This window comes from Pragia fontium (assembly GCF_900638655.1).
In the GTDB taxonomy this organism is placed as follows: domain Bacteria; phylum Pseudomonadota; class Gammaproteobacteria; order Enterobacterales; family Enterobacteriaceae; genus Pragia; species Pragia fontium.
In genome coordinates, this window is sequence record NZ_LR134531.1 from 3,387,916 (window position 1) to 3,405,172 (window position 17,257).

The following is a 17,257-nucleotide window of genomic DNA, read 5'->3' on the forward strand; positions in this document are numbered from 1 at the left end:
TCACCTCATCTTATTCTTCACGGATGCCGGAAAGGGCAGCGCGTTGTACAACCAGACGAGCACGTTCAATAATCGGGCCGTCAATCATTTTGCCGTTCAGAGACACGACACCCAGTCCTTCAGCGGCCGCAGCTTCCGCGGCTTCAATCACGCGCTGGGCGTGTTCAAGCTCTTTAAGCGTTGGTGCATACAGGTTATGAAGAAGTTCTATTTGACGAGGGTTAATCAGCGACTTACCGTCAAAACCCAACTGCTTAATATGCGCGGCTTCATTCAGGAAACCTTGCTCATTGTTAGCGTCAGAATAAACGGTATCAAACGCAGCAATACCCGCCGCGCGAGCGGCCTGAAGAATTGAGCAGCGAGCAAACAGCAATTCAATTCCTTCCGGTGAACGTTCAGTGCGTAGATTGCGCACGTAGTCTTCAGCCCCCAGAGCTATCCCAATCAGACGCGGGGAAGACAGCGCGATCTCTACCGCATTATTGATCCCTTCCGCTGATTCAATGGCGGCTAACATGCCGGTACTGCCGACTTCACGACCGCACTCAGCTTCAATACGTGCGATCTCTTTTTCCATATCAATCACATCTTGTGCACTGTCGGTTTTAGGCAGGCGAACAATATCGACACCACCACGCACCACCGCTTCCAGATCCTTAATGCCAAACTCGGAATCCAACGCATTAACACGCACAACCGTTTCAATTTGCTGATACATCGGATGCTGTAAAGCATGAAATACCAGTAAACGTGCGGCATCTTTCTCTCTTAACGCCACCGAATCTTCCAGGTCAAACATAATGGCATCGGCAGAATAGATAAAAGAATTACTCACCATGGCCGCATTAGCGCCGGGAACAAACAACATGCTACGACGAACTCGCTGTTTTAACTCAACATTCATGATAAGGCCTCCCACGGTAATTCCTTGCTGTCGCTGGCTCTGAGCAACACCGTTTGTAAGCGAGCACGCAGAATGCAGTCCAACGCACCTTTGTCATCAATGATCAGTTGAACGCCGGTTACACCCAGCTTAGCCAGCGTGTCCAACACCGTTTCCCGGATAGCATCACCAAACTGCTTTTCCACACTACTGTGTAACTGCAAATCGATTTCAGCTCCGTCAATGGGGGCAATCCGCACCATAACATCGCTTGACTCAAGCGTGCCGGCGACGGCTTCTTTGATAATTTTCATAGTTCACCTACGGTAATAATAGATTCTTCAGCAGGGTTGCCGGCGTTTTTATGGCGGATGTTCGGATTGTTTATCAAATAGTTATATGTACAGTCCGGTACCAAATCGGTAATCACATCAAACTGTTTTTTAGCCAACAAACGACGTACCCATGAAGCTGAAATAGCCGTTCCTTCATGCTGTAAACGTTCTATTTCAACTAATTCAATCGGTGGAAAAGCTAATTCCGGCGTGTTCAACCAATAACGCATATCGGCGTTATATTTACTGGTGACTTCACAGAAAGGTTCAGTGCCAACAAACCGGTGCGTGACCCCCAACGCTGGCGCTAAATATTGGCGGAATATTTTGAGGTCTATCTCGGTATAGCAGTTATCAATAACGCCTTGCTCTTTAATGAAATAGCAAGGGAAAGTCGCCCGGGAAATCATATATTCCGAGCCGGGATGTACGGTTAAATTGGGGATCCCCGCCGTCCCTTCGCTAACCAATCGCAAACGATCAACGTAGGGGAAAGTCGAGGTATTTTCTTTGACCAAAAATAGGTGCAGCCAGTCGCACTGGGCCGCAGCCTGCTGAACCAGATATTGATGACCCAAGGTAAATGGATTGGCATTCATGATGATGCAGCCAATCTTCTCACCGGGCTGGCGGCTCTTGGCTAACCGATCGCTATAACGACTTAATCGGCAACAGCTGTTCTCCATCAGAACAATGATGCCCGGTACCGAAGCAATGGGAAAGAAGCCACACTGGCGAAACAGCACTTCATTTTGCGTCTTGGTGTAAATAAATAAGTGACTGTGGTTACGCTCATAAGCCAGATTAACCAACTCAGTAGCCAAAGAGAGCGCAATACCCTCTCCACGGAGGCTTTCATTGATTGCCACGCACTTAATAATATTATCCGCAATACCACCACAGGCAATAATCTGGCTATCACGAGTAACGGTAATAAATTCTTCAACGGTGGTATCAATATTCAAATCGTTTTGACGTAAAAACTTGGTGATATCAGCTATTTTTTTATACTCTGACCGCTTCACACGATTGAATATTGTTGAGTCATACATAATTTACTCTCTGTATAAGTATTTTATTCCGGACAATAAAATATGCTATCTGCTTTATTGTTGTGACACGGCAAATAAAATTAAAAACATGTCACTTCAAGGACATTCTTAAAATGTGTTCGTTATTAATTAAAGAAATAAGTCAGTTGACTAGTAACACCACGGCTTACATGATAGTAACTACCCTATGAGAGTTAATTGATCTGCTTCACAGTTAGCCTAATAAACATAAACATCTTAATGGTTTTAATTTTCTTAATTAATTAAATGCATTTTATAAATAAATTAATTATATTTATTCTCGCCTCTGGAAATAATAAAAAAGCGAATGTTACATGCATATTAAATTAACCAAAGAATATATGAAGAGTATGTTAAAAAACATGTCATTCCAATGGCGCGTCTTCTTATTATTGTTGGTCGTTTTTTCATTACTCTTAGGTGCTTTAAATAAATTCATGGAATATCAGTTAGATAACTACCTAACGGAGAAAGTGAGCGAGATAGCCATGAATCAGGCAAAAATTATTGCCTCTATTGATGATGTGATTGAAGGTGTCGAGCAGCGCAATACCGAGAAACTGAAAAAAATCGCTGACCGCCTGAGTATGGAGTCTAACTTTAGCTATCTGGTTATTGGCGATGAGAAATCCGTCCGCCTCTATCATCCTAACCCAGAGAAAATTGGCTATACCATGCAATGGAATAAACCTGGCGCTCTGGAGCGAGGAGAAAGTTATATCGTCAGTAGCGAAGGGTCCATGGGGCTGGCATTACGGGCAAAAACACCGATCTGGGATAAAAACGGTCAGGTTATTGGCGTGATTTCCCTCGGCTATCTCAATAGCAAAATAGATATCTGGCGTTCTAACCAAATCTTACCGCTAACCAGTGCGCTGCTGCTCATTCTGTTCCTGTTAATTCTGCTGTCTTGGCAATTTTCAACCCATATAAAAAAGCAGATGATGGGCATGGAACCACTAGAAATTGCTCGAGTACAACGCCAGCAAGATGCCTTATTCGGTGCAGTATTTGAAGGCTTATTAGCGGTCGATACGCAGGGAAAAATCACCGCCATTAACCAAAATGCGCAAAAAATGTTAAAGCTAACCGGCGCACCAAAGCATCTGGTGGGTCGCTTAGTTCAAGACCTGATCACGCCAGCAGATTACTTTATTGACCTCAGCGGCACCAACCGAATTGATGACCTGTTGATTATTAATGGACTCAAAATTATCGCCAACCGGGTCGGCATCTGGATTGACGGCGAGTTTCAGGGTTGGGTCATCAGTTTCCGCCGCCATGATGAAATGAATATTCTCAGTGCTCAGCTCACACAAATTCAACAATATGTAGAGAATCTACGTACGCTACGCCATGAACACCTTAACTGGATGTCGACGATTGGTGGCCTGCTGCAATTAAAAGAGTACGATCGCGCGTTGGAAATGGTGAAGTTTGAGTCATCCAATCAACAGTCGCTTATCGATAATATCAGCGGCATGTTTAAAAACCGGTTAATTGCCGGGTTACTCTTTGGCAAATATCATCGCGCCAAAGAGCTGGGGCTGGATATGGTCTTTATTCCTGGCTGTTCAATCAGTTCCCAACCTGCCCCACTAACAGAAAATGAGCTGGCCAGCATTCTGGGTAATCTACTGAATAACGCCTTCGAAGCGACGCTAAAAAATCCCGACAGTAACAAGCTCATTGAATTTTATATTTCTGATGAAGGCGAAGAGCTGGTTATTGAGGTTTCTGATAATGGCATCGGCATCGAACCGTCAATTCGAGAGAAAATTTTTACGCGGGGCGTCACATCTAAAAGCAGTAGCGATCACGGTATTGGCTTATATCTGGTAAAAACATACATCGACCAATACCATGGTTCGATAACCGTCGATGATAACGATCCCTGTGGCACCGTATTCTCTATTTTTATCCCCAAAGACAAAGGAAATTAATAAAAATGAAATATTTAAATATTTTGATAATTGAGGATGAAACCCCGCTCGCCGAAATGCACGCTGAATTCATTAAACGCCACAGTGCCTGCCGTCAGGTTTGGCTCGCCGGTAATCTTGAGCAAGGCCGAATGATGATCAATACCTTCAAACCCGACCTGATTATCCTCGATAACTATCTGCCAGATGGTAAAGGTATTGAGCTATTGCAGGAGCTTTCAGTGACTAAATATCATGGAGAGGTGATTTTCATCACTGCCGCCAGCGATATTGATACGGTATCGGAAGCCATCCGTTGCGGTGTTTTTGACTATCTGATTAAACCGGTTTCCTACGATCGTCTGGAACAAACGTTGGAACGACTCAGCCATTTACATAAAGTACAAAAACAAACTGAAGACGTCAGCCAATGGCAGGTCGATGAAATGTTTAATACCTTTGCACGTATTCAGGCCAAACCAACGATGCCCATTGGTATTGATGAAATTACCCTGAAAGTGGTTCAAGACGCTTTCAGCAATATAGAAGCGGGCTATACCGCCGAGGACATAGCGAAAAAACTGGGGCTAAGCCGCACCACCGCACGGCGCTATCTGGAATTTTGTACCAAAGAGCATTTTCTACAGGCTGAAATTATCTATGGTAAGGTGGGTCGCCCACAACGCATTTATCGACTCAACCCGCAAATCAATTAATATTAACTATATAATATATAAGAAATTATTAATTAAACTGAGATTTAATCTCAATTTAGATTTGAGGTTAAAAAATGCGTTTTATCATGGTAGGATATAAGGCAGCGTTGAACTAGGTTCCCCCGGACCATGATTTGCAGGTATAGTTGTCTGGTGAAATGCGTAGCGCAGGCCGATAAGAAGAACAGAGGAATATCAGTAACAGATGGTCTTACTCTGTGGTCTCGTTCCATTATTTGGGATCGCCCCCTCTGTAATTAGTGACCGTAAAAAGGAGTCAATATGACTTGGGAGTATGCACTTATTGTTGGCTTAGTCGTTGGCCTGGTTATTGGCGCACTAGCTATGCGTTTTGGCAACCGTAAACTACGCCAGCAAACTGCATTACAGCAAGAGCTGAATAAGAATAAAGCTGAACTGGAAGCTTATCGGCAAGAGTTAGTCAGCCACTTTTCCCATAGCGCGGAACTATTAGAAAAAATGGCTCAGGACTATCGTCAATTCCAGAAACATATGATTAAAAGCTCAACCACGCTGTTACCGGATATCGCCGGTAGTGATAATCCGTTTAGCTATATCAACTATAAACCAACCGTTTCAGAAGCCGATCAGGAACGTTTGTCAGCAGATATTCCGCCTCGTGATTACTCTGAAGGTGCATCCGGGTTATTCCGCCCCGATCGTAGAGACTAAATATTCAGCATGACGCCACCGTTTTGGTGGCGTCATTTTCAACGATTACAATAAATTACCTTTCTTTACGTTATCAGCCATTCCTACGTCGTTACTGTATTTGAAGACGATCACATTTCTTAAATTAATCGATATTGTTCCTTGCCAGGGCTAGAAGTGTGAACTTTTTATCCTCATATATACTCTTAGATTAGCTACACAATTTTAGACTGTTGATAAACCTCTTTAAATAAGGTGCTGTGGATATTACGGCTGTAAAAATTATGCATAAACTTTACTTTTGTGCGTAGCCGGAAAACTATCAGTACTTGGCTAAGGAGAGCGGCAGGCCTGGTTTGGTAAGTCGCCTTTTATTATCAGTCTGACTATTTGTCATCGTTTATTTAAGTAACCCGTTGGTATTGAGAGTAGATCATCCATGAAAAAAACAACTTTATTATTAAGTGCATTGACCGTTAGTTTAGGATTAACGTTTTCCTCAGTACCGGCTGCCAATGCAGCTCTCCCCGCTTCTGTTGCTGGGGAGCAAATTCCTAGTCTGGCGCCGATGTTAGACAAAGTCCTTCCTGCCGTGGTTAGCGTGTATGTTGAAGGAACTCAGGTTCAGCGTCAGCGGATCCCAGAGGAATTTAAATTCTTCTTCGGCCCGAATATGCCGTCAGAGCAACAAAGCACTCGCCCTTTTGAAGGACTCGGTTCAGGCGTAATTATTAATGTTGATAAAGGCTATGTGGTCACTAACAACCACGTCATCAACAATGCCGATAAAATTCGTGTCCAGTTAAACAATGGTAAAGAATATCAGGCCAAACTGATCGGCCGTGACGAACAGTCAGATATCGCCTTGTTGCAGTTAGTTGACGCCAAAGCGAAAGATCTCACATCCATTAAAGTCGCTGACTCCGATGCCTTACGCGTTGGTGATTTCGCTGTTGCCGTGGGCAACCCTTTCGGATTAGGTCAAACAGCAACCTCCGGTATTGTTTCTGCCTTGGGTCGTAGCGGCCTCAATCTGGAAGGTCTGGAAAACTTTATTCAAACGGATGCCTCAATCAACCGCGGTAACTCAGGTGGCGCATTGGTTAACCTTAACGGTGAGCTAATCGGTATCAATACGGCGATTCTGGCACCAAGCGGCGGTAACGTCGGTATTGGCTTCGCCATTCCAAGTAATATGGTACAAAGCCTGACTGAACAGCTCATTAAATATGGCGAAGTAAAACGCGGTATGTTGGGCATTAAAGGCAGTGAAATGACCGCCGAAATGGCTAAAGCCTTTAAAGTTGACGCTCAGCGCGGTGCTTTTGTCAGTGAAGTGATACCAAAATCAGCTGCGGCACTGGCCGGTATCAAGTCTGGTGACGTTATCGTCTCGCTGGATGGTAAAGCAATTAGTAGTTTTGCTGAGTTACGCGCCAAAGTTGCTACTGCCGGTGCAGGTAAAAAAGTGAAAATGGGTCTGCTGCGTGAAGGTAAACCGTTAGAAGTCTCGGTTGAACTACAAAACAGCGATCAATCCTCAACTAATGCTGAATCTCTGTTACCTGCGCTGCAGGGAGCAACCTTGAATAATGGTGAGGTTAAAGGTACCAAAGGTGTGGTAATCAAAGATGTTGCTAAAGGTTCTCCAGCCGCACAAGGTGGATTAAAGGCCGGTGACGTTATCATCGGCATCAATAGCGACCGAACCACCAATATTGGCGAACTGCGTAAAATTCTCGACAGTAAACCAAACGTATTAGCCTTTAATATCTTACGTGGTGAAGACAATATCTATTTAATCCTGCGTTAATCACAATTGCAAAAATGGATACGGCACTATGCCGTATCCGTTCAACTCATGATATCCTTACTTACCTTTTCTTTTCTTGAACATATGCATGCTTGCCAAACTGTTACGTCCAATAATTGTAGGCTTAATTATTGCCGCCGCTTTACTGATGATATTCCCGTCACTGCGTGACGCATCGGGGCTATCTGACAATTCCCTCAGCCTACCGCTGAGTGAATCTCCAGCAAGCTACAACAGTGCCGTCAGGCGTGCTGCTCCGGCAGTGGTTAACGTTTATAACCGCAGTGCCTTAAGTTCTTCCAGTCAGAATACGCTGGGGATCAATACGCTTGGTTCTGGCGTTATCATGGATAAAAAAGGGTATATCCTGACCAACCGACACGTTATTGTGAACGCGGATCAGATCATCATTACCCTACAAAACGGTCAGGTTTATGAAGCCTTGCTGGTCGGTTCAGATACCATGACCGATCTGGCGGTGCTGAAAATTCAGGAAGGCAACCTCCCCGTGATCCCCATGAACGTTAAACGCACTCCCCACGTTGGTGATGTGGTATTAGCGATTGGTAATCCTTACAACCTCGGGCAAACCGTTACACAGGGAATTATTAGTGCCACTGGGCGTACCAGTCTAAGCCCTTCCGGACGGCAAAATCTGTTGCAAACGGATGCCTCCATTAACCGGGGTAACTCCGGTGGTGCACTGATAAACACGCTTGGAGAGTTGGTGGGCATCAATACCAACACCTTATCATTGCTGGATAAACGCACCGATGGCGATCCGCCGGAAGGCATTGGCTTTGCCATTCCCCTTGAACTGGCCACCAAGATAATGGGTAAGCTTATCCGCGATGGTCGAGTTATTCGTGGTTATATCGGTATTGAAGGGCGAGAATTCAGCCAAACGCAAAATCAGGGCAGTCCATTCGATCGTTTGCAGGGCATATTAGTCCGCTCGGTCAGCGCTGGTGGACCAGCAGAACAGGCTGGTTTGGTGGTAGGTGATATTCTGTTAAGCGTCAATAATCAACCGGCAACTTCAGCGCGGGAAGTAATGGATCAGGTAGCTGAAATTCGCCCCGGCACCAATATTCCGGTAGTTGTACTGCGACAGGGCCAAAAGCTCACTTTCACCTTAAAGATTACCGAATATCCGACCCAGCAAGACTGATCATATCTATTTCAGTAATCAGACTAACCCATATAAGCAAGGGGCCAGAAAATCGCTTTTCTGGCCCCTTGTTTGAGTCATCAACGTTGGTATAACCGACAGTGATTACTCTTCTTTAACCCGCTGGATATTTGCACCCAACGCGTTCAGTTTTTCTTCAATACGCTCATAGCCACGATCGATATGATAAATACGATCAACCATAGTCACGCCTTCAGCAATACATCCCGCCAGCACTAAACTGGCTGATGCGCGCAGGTCGGTTGCCATAACCTGAGCCGCAGATAACTTATCTACGCTATGGCAAATAACGGTATTCCCTTCAATCTCAGCATGGGCTCCCATACGGATTAACTCAGGAATATGCATAAACCGATTTTCAAAAATGGTTTCGGTAATCACGCCAGTTCCTTCCGCCACCAGGTTAAGCAGTGAGAACTGAGCCTGCATATCAGTAGGGAAACCCGGATGCGGTGCCGTTCTAATATTAACGCTACGTGGACGTCTGCCTTGCATATCCAGACTGATCCAGTCGCTACCGGTTTCAATTTCTGCACCAGCTTCACGCAGTTTGGCTAATACCGCATCCAACATATCCGGGCAAGTATTGCGACAGATAACTTTACCGCCAGAAACTGCTGCGGCAACCAAGAAAGTCCCGGTTTCAATACGATCCGGCAGTACGCGATAAACACCACCACCCAGACGCTCAACGCCTTCAATGGTAATACAGTCGGTACCTGCGCCACTAATTTTCGCACCTAAGGTATTCAGAAACTCAGCGGTATCGACGATCTCTGGTTCACGAGCGGCATTTTCAATGGTGGTGGTACCTTCCGCCAAGGTAGCTGCACTCATGATAGTCACCGTTGCACCAACGCTGACTTTATCCATAACGATATGGGCACCTTTCAAACGACCATCAACCGACGCTTTAACGTAGCCTTCTTCCAGCTTAATTTCTGCACCTAGCTGCTCCAGGCCAGTAATATGCAGGTCAACAGGGCGAGCGCCGATAGCACATCCACCCGGTAATGAAACCTGACCTCGACCAAAGCGAGCAACCAGCGGCCCTAAAGCCCAGATAGAAGCACGCATGGTTTTCACCAAATCGTAAGGCGCGCACAGCTCAGTTACATGACTGGCATCAACAAAAATAGCGCCATTACGCTCAATTTTAACGCCCAGCTGACTCAGCAACTTAATCGTGGTATCAATATCTTTCAGTTTAGGCACGTTCTGCAATTCAACCGGCTCTTCCGCCAGTAACGCAGCAAACAAAATAGGTAGCGCCGCATTCTTAGCCCCGGAAATCGTCACTTCACCACTCAGTCGGGTTGGGCCTTGTACTCGAAACTTGTCCATAACCAATCTCTCTTTAAAACAATCAGTAAATAATTATCGCCGGCTCAGTTATTCTATTTTTATCGGTATTTTTCTGACCGGCCACAGAATAGAACAGCGGATTAAAGACCGCTTAACTTACGATCGCGTTCCCACTCAGCCGGGGTATAGGCCTTAATGGAAAGCGCATGAATACGGTTATCAGAAATATATTCCATTAGAGGCGCATAGACCGCCTGCTGTTGCTTAACCCGGCTCATGCCAGCAAACATCTCACCAATAGCGATTACCTGAAAATGGCTACCGTCTCCGGTGACGAGAACATCCTGCAGGTTTAATGCATTCATTAAAACTTGTTTAATTTCATTAATATCCATGGTCTTCACTATGTTGGTCAGAAATTCTCTACTTCTACGGAAAGGAGAAGCAGTCGGAGGCTAACGTTTTAGCACAGGGCCTGAATACCTCCCCTTATTATGCCAATACGATTATTAAATATAGAATAAAACATCGCGGAGATAGAGTTAATCCCTATCTCCGCGACTTATCTTACATCAGTCTGCGGACAATATTATCACACCACATCAGGTGTACTCACGAGATAAGGCTGAATTATTTGTTGCAGATTATATAATGCCGTTAACGTCTGTAGCTTCTCAGTCACCCCGGCCAGCTTAAACTGCTGAGGTCGCTGGGAAACTTCATCCAGAATATGCACTAACATGGCCAATCCGGCAGAATCCACCCGCACCAGTTGAGCCACGTTAATGGTATGAATATCAGAAGTTAAAATTTGCTGTCGTGCGTTCCAGAACGGCAATAACGTTTCGCGATCCAAATCACCGCTCAACGTTAATTCACCATTTTCAGCCTGCCAGTTCAGCGTGTTCTGCATTATTTGTCATCATCCAGCGTAATGTGTTGGTTCGCAGCGCTACGCAGCTGTTTGATTAAACCGTCTACACCGTCACGACGCAAAGTTTCAGCCCACTCATTTTGTTTAGTGGTAATCATGCTGATCCCTTCGGCAATCATGTCATAAGCCTGCCATTCACCCGTTTTACTGTTTTTACGCCATTGGAAATCCAAACGAATAGGTGGACGACCGTTGGTGTCGTTAATGGTAATACGGATGGAGATATTATCTTTACCATCCAGCGGTTGCTCCGGGGAGATTTGATAAGACTGACCATTATACATGGCTAATGCCTGACCATAGGCTTGCTCCAGATAAGCTTCAAAAGCAGGCATATAGGCATCACGCTGAGCAGGTGTCGAATCACGATAATAGCGGCCAAGAACCAGTGCTCCGGCATATTTAACCTGAACATAAGGAATAAGTTCCTGCTTTACGATAGTCCGCAAATAGTCAGGATTCTGCTTAATTTTCGGCTGTTCATTCTTCAGACGAGTAAATACCTTATCCGCAGCTTCTTTCATTTGCTGGTAAGGATTGGTTGCATCAGCTGCATTGACTGCGAAAGGCGCAATAACTAACAGTGCAGCCATCATTAAACGTTTAAACATATCGATTCCTCTTATCCTTATTAATGTGCTGCTGGAGCAGTATCTGCAGGTTTATCATCGCCACCACTCTTATATAAGAACTGGCCGATAAGATCCTCTAACACCATGGCAGATTTAGTATCTTTAATGGTATCGCCCTCTTTCAGGAGCTTGGTACCCATCTCTTCATCTTCAAAGCCAATATTCAGCGCCAAAAACTGCTCGCCCAACAAGCCTGAAGTACGGATAGATAAAGAACTGGTATCTGGAATGTGGTTGTAGCGTTGCTGCATATCAATAGCTACGGTTGGGAAATAGGTTTTATCATCAAGCGTGATATCTGCAACCCGACCCACTAATACGCCCCCCACCCTAACAGGCGAGCGCGCTTTTAAGCCGCCGATATTATCAAATGAGGCATATAACCGATAAGTCGGTTCATTACCTAACGATTTGACATCTGCAACTTTTAAACACAAAAATAGCAGTGAACACAGCCCAATTAGCATGAACACGCCGACCCAAATTTCCGTTTTTTTACTTTGCATCGATTTAATTCCCAAACATCATTGCGGTCAGTACAAAATCTACGCCTAATACGGCAAGAGAAGCATGTACAACAGTACGAGTAGTCGCCTGACTAATCCCTTCCGATGTCGGAATACAGTCATAGCCATTATAAAGCGCAATCCAGGTCACCGTGATTGCAAATACAATACTTTTAATTAAACAATTCAGCAGATCGGTATGCCAACTGACAGAGTCCTGCATGGCTGCCCAGAAGAAGCCATCGTCAATCCCTTTCCAGTCAACGCCAACCATCGCTCCGCCCATAATACCAACGGCAACGAAAATAGCGGTTAACAACGGCATACTGATAAAACCAGCCCAGAAGCGTGGTGTAATCACCCGACGCAGCGGATCGATAGCCATCATTTCCAGACTGGATAACTGTTCAGTGGCCTTCATCAAGCCAATTTCCGCCGTCAGGGCAGATCCTGCTCGACCGGCAAACAGTAAGGCGGTCACCACCGGCCCCAGCTCACGTAATAATGACAACGCCACCATCATGCCAAGGCTGGCCTCAGCACTGTAAGTTGTCAGAATAAGATAGCCCTGCAATCCTAAAACCATACCGATAAACAGTCCGGAAACCATAATAATCAGTAAAGATTGCACGCCAACTACATACAGTTGCTTCAGCAGCAGCGGCCACTGTTTACGAAACTCCGGTTTGCCAACCAAAGCCCCATATAACATCATGCCCGAACGGCCAAATGAGATGGAAAATTGAATACCACGGCGCCCAATAGACGCCAATGTCTGTAACAGCATTAGCTTAGTAACTCCGTTTTATAATCACCAGCAGGAAAACGGAAAGGAACCGGGCCATCCGCCACACCGTCCAGAAACTGTCTGGCTCGGGGATCGGGGTTGGCACGTAGTTCGTCAGGCGTTCCTTGAGCAATAACCCGATGTTCCGCCACTATGTAAGCGTAATCAGCAATGCTTAACACTTCCGGCACATCGTGTGAAACAACAATGCAGGTGATACCTAACGCGTGGTTTAGCTCATCAATCAGCTTAACCAAAACGCCCATGGTGATCGGATCCTGCCCAACGAAAGGCTCATCAAACATGATCAATTCCGGTTCCAACGCAATCGCGCGGGCTAATGCCGCACGACGAGCCATACCACCAGACAATTGCGCAGGCATAAGCTCCGCCGCGCCGCGCAGCCCTACCGCTTCCAACTTCATCAGAACGGTGCTACGCAATAGCGTTTCGGGTAACCGGGTATGCTCCCTCAGAGGGTAGGCTACGTTTTCGAACACGGTTAAATCCGTAAACAGAGCACCAGACTGAAACAGCATGCTCATTTTTTTACGAACTTCATAGAGGTTACGACGAGAAAGCTTCGGAATGTTATCCCCGTCGAACATGATATCGCCGCTATCCGGCGTCAATTGACCGCCGATTAGCCGCAATAATGTGGTTTTACCAATCCCTGAAGGCCCCATAATCGCAGTCACTTTGCCGCGAGGAACCGTCAGATTAATATCCTGAAAGATTGGCCGACCGTCACGGGAAAACGACATATCCCGAACTTCTACCAAATTCACTGCCGATTTGCTCATAATGTCCTTAAACTGTCAGGATGAATACTCATTCTATCCATAATAAGTATTAATATACTCTGGCTCAACACTTCACTTTATTCCCTGATATCTCAAGGTGGTGTTAACGCCGCGGTGTTGCTTTTCATCCAACGCGAATCAGAATTCGCCCGTAATCTTACCAAGATTATCTATCGTTGGCTGAAATATTCTTGCGATAATGCAGTAACCATCGCACCAAAACAACATCCATCTATTTTAGCAGCATGCTCTCACCATCCAACTAAACTGATGCAACAAAAGTATAAAATTACCGCTAAATATTACACAGGATTACACATGCTAATTGCTCTGATGTTCCTGTCTGTCGGCGTTATGTTGCTATTTTACGCAGCCGATTGTTAAGTTTTTGGTGCTATCGCCAACACCAATTCCTTCAACGCGCCCCGTTTTACTCTTGGTATGATAACAATCGGCCAGAGTAGTTCACTATCTGAGCAGGCATTTTCCATTACTCCCCGCATCAGCGGCAAAACGGAGATGATTATCGGCAATGAGTTGGGCTCAAACATCATTAACGTTTTGCTTATATTAGGATACATTGCGATAATTCAGTCGGTAAACTTACCTTGAAAACGCCCAAAGAGATAAGCCAGACCGTGGCTTTTTTATGGATAATCATCGGACTGCTCCCGTTACCCATACCGCCAGAATGAGGATGGATAACGCTACGGTGGTGGCGCGTTATTTAGGCTTGAGTGAATTGATAATAAGCCTCACAATTGTCGCTATGGGTACTAGCTTACCGGTGCTAGCAGCGCCAATCACCGATATGTATAAGCATGAAAATGACATCATGCTGGAAAATATTATCGCCGCGGCCAATTAATGCAACGATCGGGTATTGGATGACTGGCCGGTTTTATCTTTTATATTAGTGTACTGATGTATTCTGTGTACGCTTAGTATCCGCAGCGCTTATCAGATAGACGCTGTGGGATAGTTTATTGAATACAGTGAGACTGAGTAATGTCCAATTTTGATTTTCAGCAAGCAGGTAAACAGGTTCTTGATATCGAAAGAGCCGGTCTTGAACAACTCTATCAATATATTAATCAAGACTTCGAACGCGCTTGTAACATGATATTTGACTGCAAAGGCAAAGTTGTAGTGATGGGCATGGGTAAATCAGGGCATATTGGCTGCAAGATAGCCGCTTCATTCGCCAGTACCGGTACGCCCTCTTTCTTTGTGCATCCGGGTGAAGCCAGCCATGGCGATCTGGGGATGATTACCGCTGACGATATCGTCATTGCTATTTCGTATTCTGGAGAGTCCAGTGAAGTGATGGCGTTAATTCCAGTGATTAAACGCCTACAAATACCCCTCATCTGTATAACCGGTAATCCGAACAGTTCAATGGCTAAAGCGGCGAACGTTCACTTATGCATCAACGTTCCTCAGGAAGCATGTCCTTTGGGCCTTGCCCCAACTACCAGCACAACCGCCACTCTGGTGATGGGAGATGCTTTAGCCGTCGCCCTGTTGAAAGCCAAAGGGTTTACTGCTGATGATTTTGCCCTGTCCCATCCGGGGGGAGCGCTCGGCCGTAAACTGCTGTTACGCGTTAGTGATATTATGCATACGGGCGATGAAATTCCTCGAGTAACAAAAGAGGCGTCTTTGCGTGAAGCGCTGGTAGAAATTACCCGAAAAAATCTGGGTCTGACCATAATCTGCAATGATGACATGATTATTCAGGGTATATTTACCGATGGTGATTTACGCCGTGTGTTCGATCAGGGTGTCGATATCAGCCATGCTAAAATTGCCGACCTGATGACCAAAGGCGGCATTCGCGTTAGCCCCAATATGTTAGCGGTGGAAGCCCTAAACCTGATGCAATCACGCCACATTACCGCAGTTATGGTTGCCGAGGGTGACCGACTGGAAGGCGTTGTTCATATGCATGACATGCTGCGTGCTGGCGTAGTTTAAGGCAAAATAGCGGATTCCATTATTTTAGTGAAGCGTTTCAAAAGAGTATAAATATGATTAACACGTGCTATGGCGCTGTAAGCAAAGATGTTTTTCAGCGTGCCGCTAACATTCGACTGCTGATTTGTGACGTTGACGGTGTAATGTCTGACGGCCTGATTTATATGGGCAATCAGGGCGAAGAGTTAAAAGCGTTTAATGTGCGTGATGGCTACGGCATTCGCTGCCTGATCACCTCCGGTATTGATGTGGCTATTATTACCGGACGAAGCGCTAAATTAGTCGAAAACCGGGCGAAAACATTAGGAATAACCCACCTTTATCAGGGACAGTCTGATAAACTGATTGCATTCAGCAAAATACTCCGTGAATTAGCGCTGACACCGGAGCAGATCGCCTACATTGGGGACGATCTTATTGACTGGCCAGTGATGCAAAAAGTGGGTTTAGCCGTGGCGGTGGCCGATGCCCATCCATTGCTCATACCGAAAGCCCACTATGTGACTCATATTGCCGGTGGGCGTGGTGCGGTTCGTGAGTTATGCGACTTAATTTTACAGGCACAGGATAAACTCGACGGTGCGCAAGGGTTATCAATATGAGTAAAGCAAAGCTGAGCCTGACGATTATTTTGACGTTAATTGCCTTGGGATTGATTGGTTGGAATCTGACTGATTTTAAAGGAAAAAAAATAACTATTCCGCCAGATGATAAAGAGCCAACTTACCAGACCCAACAAATGGTCACTATAGTGTACAATCCAGAAGGTCAGCTCAGCTATAAACTGACCGCTGAGGATGTAAAATACTATGCGGCACCAGAAGATACCTGGTTCACCAAACCCGTAATGATTATGTACGATAAAGACCATGTCGCTACCTGGTCGGTGCGCTCAGATCGCGCTAAGCTGACAAAAGAAAGAATGCTCTATCTTTATGACAATGTGGAGGTCAACAGTCTGACAACCACATCGCAGCTGGAAAGAATAAAAACTAACAGTGCTGAAGTTAACCTGATTACGCAGGATATCAGCTCTGATGACAACGTGACTCTGTACGGAGCAAATTTTACCTCCGAAGGAATGAAAATGCGTGGTAACCTGCGCAATAAAACAGCGAAGCTGATTGAAAAGGTAAAAACCTATTATGAAGTTCAACCAAGAGCCGGTCATGCCACTAATCCATAACCGTAAAGGCATCGTTAATACTGTGATAGCCGGCGTTCTTCTGGTTTCCAGCGCCTCTGCTTTTGCATTAAAAGATGATACCAATCAACCCATTAATATTACTTCAGCCCAGCAATCGCTGGATATGAACGGGAATATCGTCACTTTCACCGGTGAGGTTGTTGTTAAACAGGGCTCCATTGATATCCGTGCGGATAAAGTGGTCGTCACTCGCTCTGAAGGCGATAAAGGTAAAGAAGTGGTGGAAGCCTTTGGTAATCCAGTCACCTTTTACCAAATGCAAGACAGCGGTAAGCCAGTCAAAGGGCATGGCGCTAAACTTCGTTACGAGCTCGCCAATGACTTTGTTGACTTAACCGGTAATGCCTATCTGGAACAATTGGATAGCAACGTTAAGGGCGACAGAATTACTTACAAAGTGAAGGATCAAAAGATGGAAGCGTTTAGTAATAAAGGAAAACGCGTCACTACCGTATTGGTACCATCTCAGCTCCAGAAGAAAGACTAATTATTTTTAA

The 17,257-nt window shown here is 45.3% G+C and carries 21 protein-coding genes; 11 read left to right on the top strand and 10 right to left on the bottom strand.

Annotation, left to right across the window (positions count from 1 at the left end; translation table 11 throughout):
• Positions 1–10: 10 nt before the first annotated feature.
• Genes citE through citC form a run of 3 tightly spaced genes read right to left on the bottom strand, consistent with a single transcriptional unit; the run spans position 11 to position 2,273 of the window.
• Complete coding sequence (gene citE / locus EL341_RS14620; protein WP_047781985.1) at positions 11–907, bottom strand: citrate (pro-3S)-lyase subunit beta; 897 nt, start codon at positions 905–907, stop codon at positions 11–13.
• Entirely contained in the window at positions 904–1,200 is a 297-nt protein-coding gene (citD, locus tag EL341_RS14625; protein ID WP_047781986.1) for a citrate lyase acyl carrier protein, read from the bottom strand. Before citD ends, citE begins: the two co-directional genes overlap by 4 nt.
• Positions 1,197–2,273 (bottom strand): [citrate (pro-3S)-lyase] ligase, encoded by a 1,077-nt coding sequence (gene citC / locus EL341_RS14630; protein ID WP_074821618.1) that lies wholly within the window; start codon positions 2,271–2,273, stop codon positions 1,197–1,199. The genes citD and citC overlap by 4 nt, the downstream gene beginning before the upstream one ends.
• A gap of 335 nt (positions 2,274–2,608) precedes the next feature.
• On the opposite strand from citC, the gene dpiB reads away from it, so the two are divergent.
• The 5 genes from dpiB to degS all read left to right on the top strand — a co-directional run bounded on the left by dpiB (position 2,609) and on the right by degS (position 8,588).
• The gene (dpiB, locus tag EL341_RS14635) at positions 2,609–4,237 is read left to right on the top strand and encodes a sensor histidine kinase DpiB (RefSeq protein WP_282569597.1); all 1,629 of its coding nucleotides are present in this window, start codon (positions 2,609–2,611) and stop codon (positions 4,235–4,237) included.
• 5 nt (positions 4,238–4,242) lie between these two features.
• A complete protein-coding gene (dpiA, locus tag EL341_RS14640; RefSeq protein ID WP_047781988.1) occupies positions 4,243–4,932 on the top strand; it encodes a two-component response regulator DpiA in 690 nt (229 codons plus the stop codon).
• Between the two features lie 282 nt (positions 4,933–5,214).
• The gene (zapG, locus tag EL341_RS14645) at positions 5,215–5,625 is read left to right on the top strand and encodes a Z-ring associated protein ZapG (RefSeq protein ID WP_047781989.1); all 411 of its coding nucleotides are present in this window, start codon (positions 5,215–5,217) and stop codon (positions 5,623–5,625) included.
• Between the two features lie 418 nt (positions 5,626–6,043).
• Positions 6,044–7,417 (top strand): serine endoprotease DegQ, encoded by a 1,374-nt coding sequence (gene degQ, locus EL341_RS14650; RefSeq protein ID WP_074821616.1) that lies wholly within the window; start codon positions 6,044–6,046, stop codon positions 7,415–7,417.
• Positions 7,418–7,505: 88 nt separating this feature from the next.
• Entirely contained in the window at positions 7,506–8,588 is a 1,083-nt protein-coding gene (gene degS / locus EL341_RS14655) for an outer membrane-stress sensor serine endopeptidase DegS (protein ID WP_047781991.1), read from the top strand.
• A 105-nt stretch (positions 8,589–8,693) separates the two neighbouring features.
• Here the strand turns inward: degS and murA are convergent, their stop codons facing one another.
• The 7 genes from murA to mlaF all read right to left on the bottom strand — a co-directional run bounded on the left by murA (position 8,694) and on the right by mlaF (position 13,576).
• Positions 8,694–9,953: a UDP-N-acetylglucosamine 1-carboxyvinyltransferase gene (gene murA, locus EL341_RS14660; protein WP_074821613.1), complete on the bottom strand. Its 1,260-nt coding sequence runs from the start codon at positions 9,951–9,953 to the stop codon at positions 8,694–8,696.
• 101 nt (positions 9,954–10,054) lie between these two features.
• Positions 10,055–10,309, bottom strand: a complete 255-nt coding sequence (gene ibaG, locus EL341_RS14665; protein WP_047781993.1) for a BolA family iron metabolism protein IbaG — start codon at positions 10,307–10,309, stop codon at positions 10,055–10,057.
• 197 nt (positions 10,310–10,506) lie between these two features.
• Positions 10,507–10,827, bottom strand: a complete 321-nt coding sequence (gene mlaB, locus EL341_RS14670; RefSeq protein ID WP_047781994.1) for a lipid asymmetry maintenance protein MlaB — start codon at positions 10,825–10,827, stop codon at positions 10,507–10,509.
• Positions 10,827–11,459, bottom strand: a complete 633-nt coding sequence (mlaC, locus tag EL341_RS14675) for a phospholipid-binding protein MlaC (protein WP_074821611.1) — start codon at positions 11,457–11,459, stop codon at positions 10,827–10,829. Before mlaC ends, mlaB begins: the two co-directional genes overlap by 1 nt.
• A 20-nt stretch (positions 11,460–11,479) precedes the next feature.
• Entirely contained in the window at positions 11,480–11,986 is a 507-nt protein-coding gene (gene mlaD, locus EL341_RS14680) for an outer membrane lipid asymmetry maintenance protein MlaD (protein WP_074821608.1), read from the bottom strand.
• Between the two features lie 4 nt (positions 11,987–11,990).
• Positions 11,991–12,773: a lipid asymmetry maintenance ABC transporter permease subunit MlaE gene (mlaE, locus tag EL341_RS14685; protein ID WP_047781997.1), complete on the bottom strand. Its 783-nt coding sequence runs from the start codon at positions 12,771–12,773 to the stop codon at positions 11,991–11,993.
• Positions 12,773–13,576, bottom strand: a complete 804-nt coding sequence (gene mlaF / locus EL341_RS14690; protein WP_047781998.1) for a phospholipid ABC transporter ATP-binding protein MlaF — start codon at positions 13,574–13,576, stop codon at positions 12,773–12,775. The genes mlaE and mlaF overlap by 1 nt, the downstream gene beginning before the upstream one ends.
• 441 nt (positions 13,577–14,017) lie before the next feature.
• Here mlaF and EL341_RS17825 point away from each other — a divergent pair, with 441 nt between their 5' ends.
• The 6 genes from EL341_RS17825 (at position 14,018) to lptA (ending at position 17,247) form a co-directional block, all read left to right on the top strand.
• On the top strand, positions 14,018–14,188 hold the full coding sequence (locus EL341_RS17825) for a hypothetical protein (RefSeq protein WP_083399645.1): 171 nt from the start codon (positions 14,018–14,020) through the stop codon (positions 14,186–14,188).
• A 37-nt stretch (positions 14,189–14,225) separates the two neighbouring features.
• Positions 14,226–14,444: a hypothetical protein gene (locus tag EL341_RS14700; RefSeq protein ID WP_074821606.1), complete on the top strand. Its 219-nt coding sequence runs from the start codon at positions 14,226–14,228 to the stop codon at positions 14,442–14,444.
• Between the two features lie 140 nt (positions 14,445–14,584).
• Positions 14,585–15,553, top strand: a complete 969-nt coding sequence (gene kdsD / locus EL341_RS14705) for an arabinose-5-phosphate isomerase KdsD (protein ID WP_047782001.1) — start codon at positions 14,585–14,587, stop codon at positions 15,551–15,553.
• Positions 15,554–15,606: 53 nt separating this feature from the next.
• Positions 15,607–16,155, top strand: coding sequence for a 3-deoxy-manno-octulosonate-8-phosphatase KdsC (kdsC, locus tag EL341_RS14710; RefSeq protein WP_047782002.1), 549 nt, complete (start codon positions 15,607–15,609; stop codon positions 16,153–16,155).
• A complete protein-coding gene (lptC, locus tag EL341_RS14715; RefSeq protein ID WP_047782003.1) occupies positions 16,152–16,739 on the top strand; it encodes an LPS export ABC transporter periplasmic protein LptC in 588 nt (195 codons plus the stop codon). The genes kdsC and lptC overlap by 4 nt, the downstream gene beginning before the upstream one ends.
• A complete protein-coding gene (gene lptA, locus EL341_RS14720; RefSeq protein ID WP_047782004.1) occupies positions 16,723–17,247 on the top strand; it encodes a lipopolysaccharide ABC transporter substrate-binding protein LptA in 525 nt (174 codons plus the stop codon). The genes lptC and lptA overlap by 17 nt, the downstream gene beginning before the upstream one ends.
• Positions 17,248–17,257 lie beyond the last annotated feature (10 nt).

Bases quoted from the DNA above. Each gene is read 5' to 3' on its own strand.
- kdsC (WP_047782002.1), top strand. From the start codon at position 15,607: ATGATTAACACGTGCTATGGCGCTGTAAGCAAAGATGTTTTTCAGCGT.
- citD (WP_047781986.1), bottom strand. From the start codon at position 1,200: ATGAAAATTATCAAAGAAGCCGTCGCCGGCACGCTTGAGTCAAGCGAT.
- lptA (WP_047782004.1), top strand. From the start codon at position 16,723: ATGCCACTAATCCATAACCGTAAAGGCATCGTTAATACTGTGATAGCC.
- degQ (WP_074821616.1), top strand. From the start codon at position 6,044: ATGAAAAAAACAACTTTATTATTAAGTGCATTGACCGTTAGTTTAGGA.
- lptC (WP_047782003.1), top strand. From the start codon at position 16,152: ATGAGTAAAGCAAAGCTGAGCCTGACGATTATTTTGACGTTAATTGCC.
- ibaG (WP_047781993.1), bottom strand. From the start codon at position 10,309: ATGGATATTAATGAAATTAAACAAGTTTTAATGAATGCATTAAACCTG.
- dpiB (WP_282569597.1), top strand. From the start codon at position 2,609: ATGCATATTAAATTAACCAAAGAATATATGAAGAGTATGTTAAAAAAC.
- citC (WP_074821618.1), bottom strand. From the start codon at position 2,273: ATGTATGACTCAACAATATTCAATCGTGTGAAGCGGTCAGAGTATAAA.
- mlaD (WP_074821608.1), bottom strand. From the start codon at position 11,986: ATGCAAAGTAAAAAAACGGAAATTTGGGTCGGCGTGTTCATGCTAATT.
- murA (WP_074821613.1), bottom strand. From the start codon at position 9,953: ATGGACAAGTTTCGAGTACAAGGCCCAACCCGACTGAGTGGTGAAGTG.
- EL341_RS14700 (WP_074821606.1), top strand. From the start codon at position 14,226: ATGGATAATCATCGGACTGCTCCCGTTACCCATACCGCCAGAATGAGG.
- kdsD (WP_047782001.1), top strand. From the start codon at position 14,585: ATGTCCAATTTTGATTTTCAGCAAGCAGGTAAACAGGTTCTTGATATC.
- degS (WP_047781991.1), top strand. From the start codon at position 7,506: ATGCTTGCCAAACTGTTACGTCCAATAATTGTAGGCTTAATTATTGCC.
- EL341_RS17825 (WP_083399645.1), top strand. From the start codon at position 14,018: ATGATAACAATCGGCCAGAGTAGTTCACTATCTGAGCAGGCATTTTCC.
- dpiA (WP_047781988.1), top strand. From the start codon at position 4,243: ATGAAATATTTAAATATTTTGATAATTGAGGATGAAACCCCGCTCGCC.
- mlaF (WP_047781998.1), bottom strand. From the start codon at position 13,576: ATGAGCAAATCGGCAGTGAATTTGGTAGAAGTTCGGGATATGTCGTTT.
- mlaC (WP_074821611.1), bottom strand. From the start codon at position 11,459: ATGTTTAAACGTTTAATGATGGCTGCACTGTTAGTTATTGCGCCTTTC.
- zapG (WP_047781989.1), top strand. From the start codon at position 5,215: ATGACTTGGGAGTATGCACTTATTGTTGGCTTAGTCGTTGGCCTGGTT.
- citE (WP_047781985.1), bottom strand. From the start codon at position 907: ATGAATGTTGAGTTAAAACAGCGAGTTCGTCGTAGCATGTTGTTTGTT.
- mlaE (WP_047781997.1), bottom strand. From the start codon at position 12,773: ATGCTGTTACAGACATTGGCGTCTATTGGGCGCCGTGGTATTCAATTT.
- mlaB (WP_047781994.1), bottom strand. From the start codon at position 10,827: ATGCAGAACACGCTGAACTGGCAGGCTGAAAATGGTGAATTAACGTTG.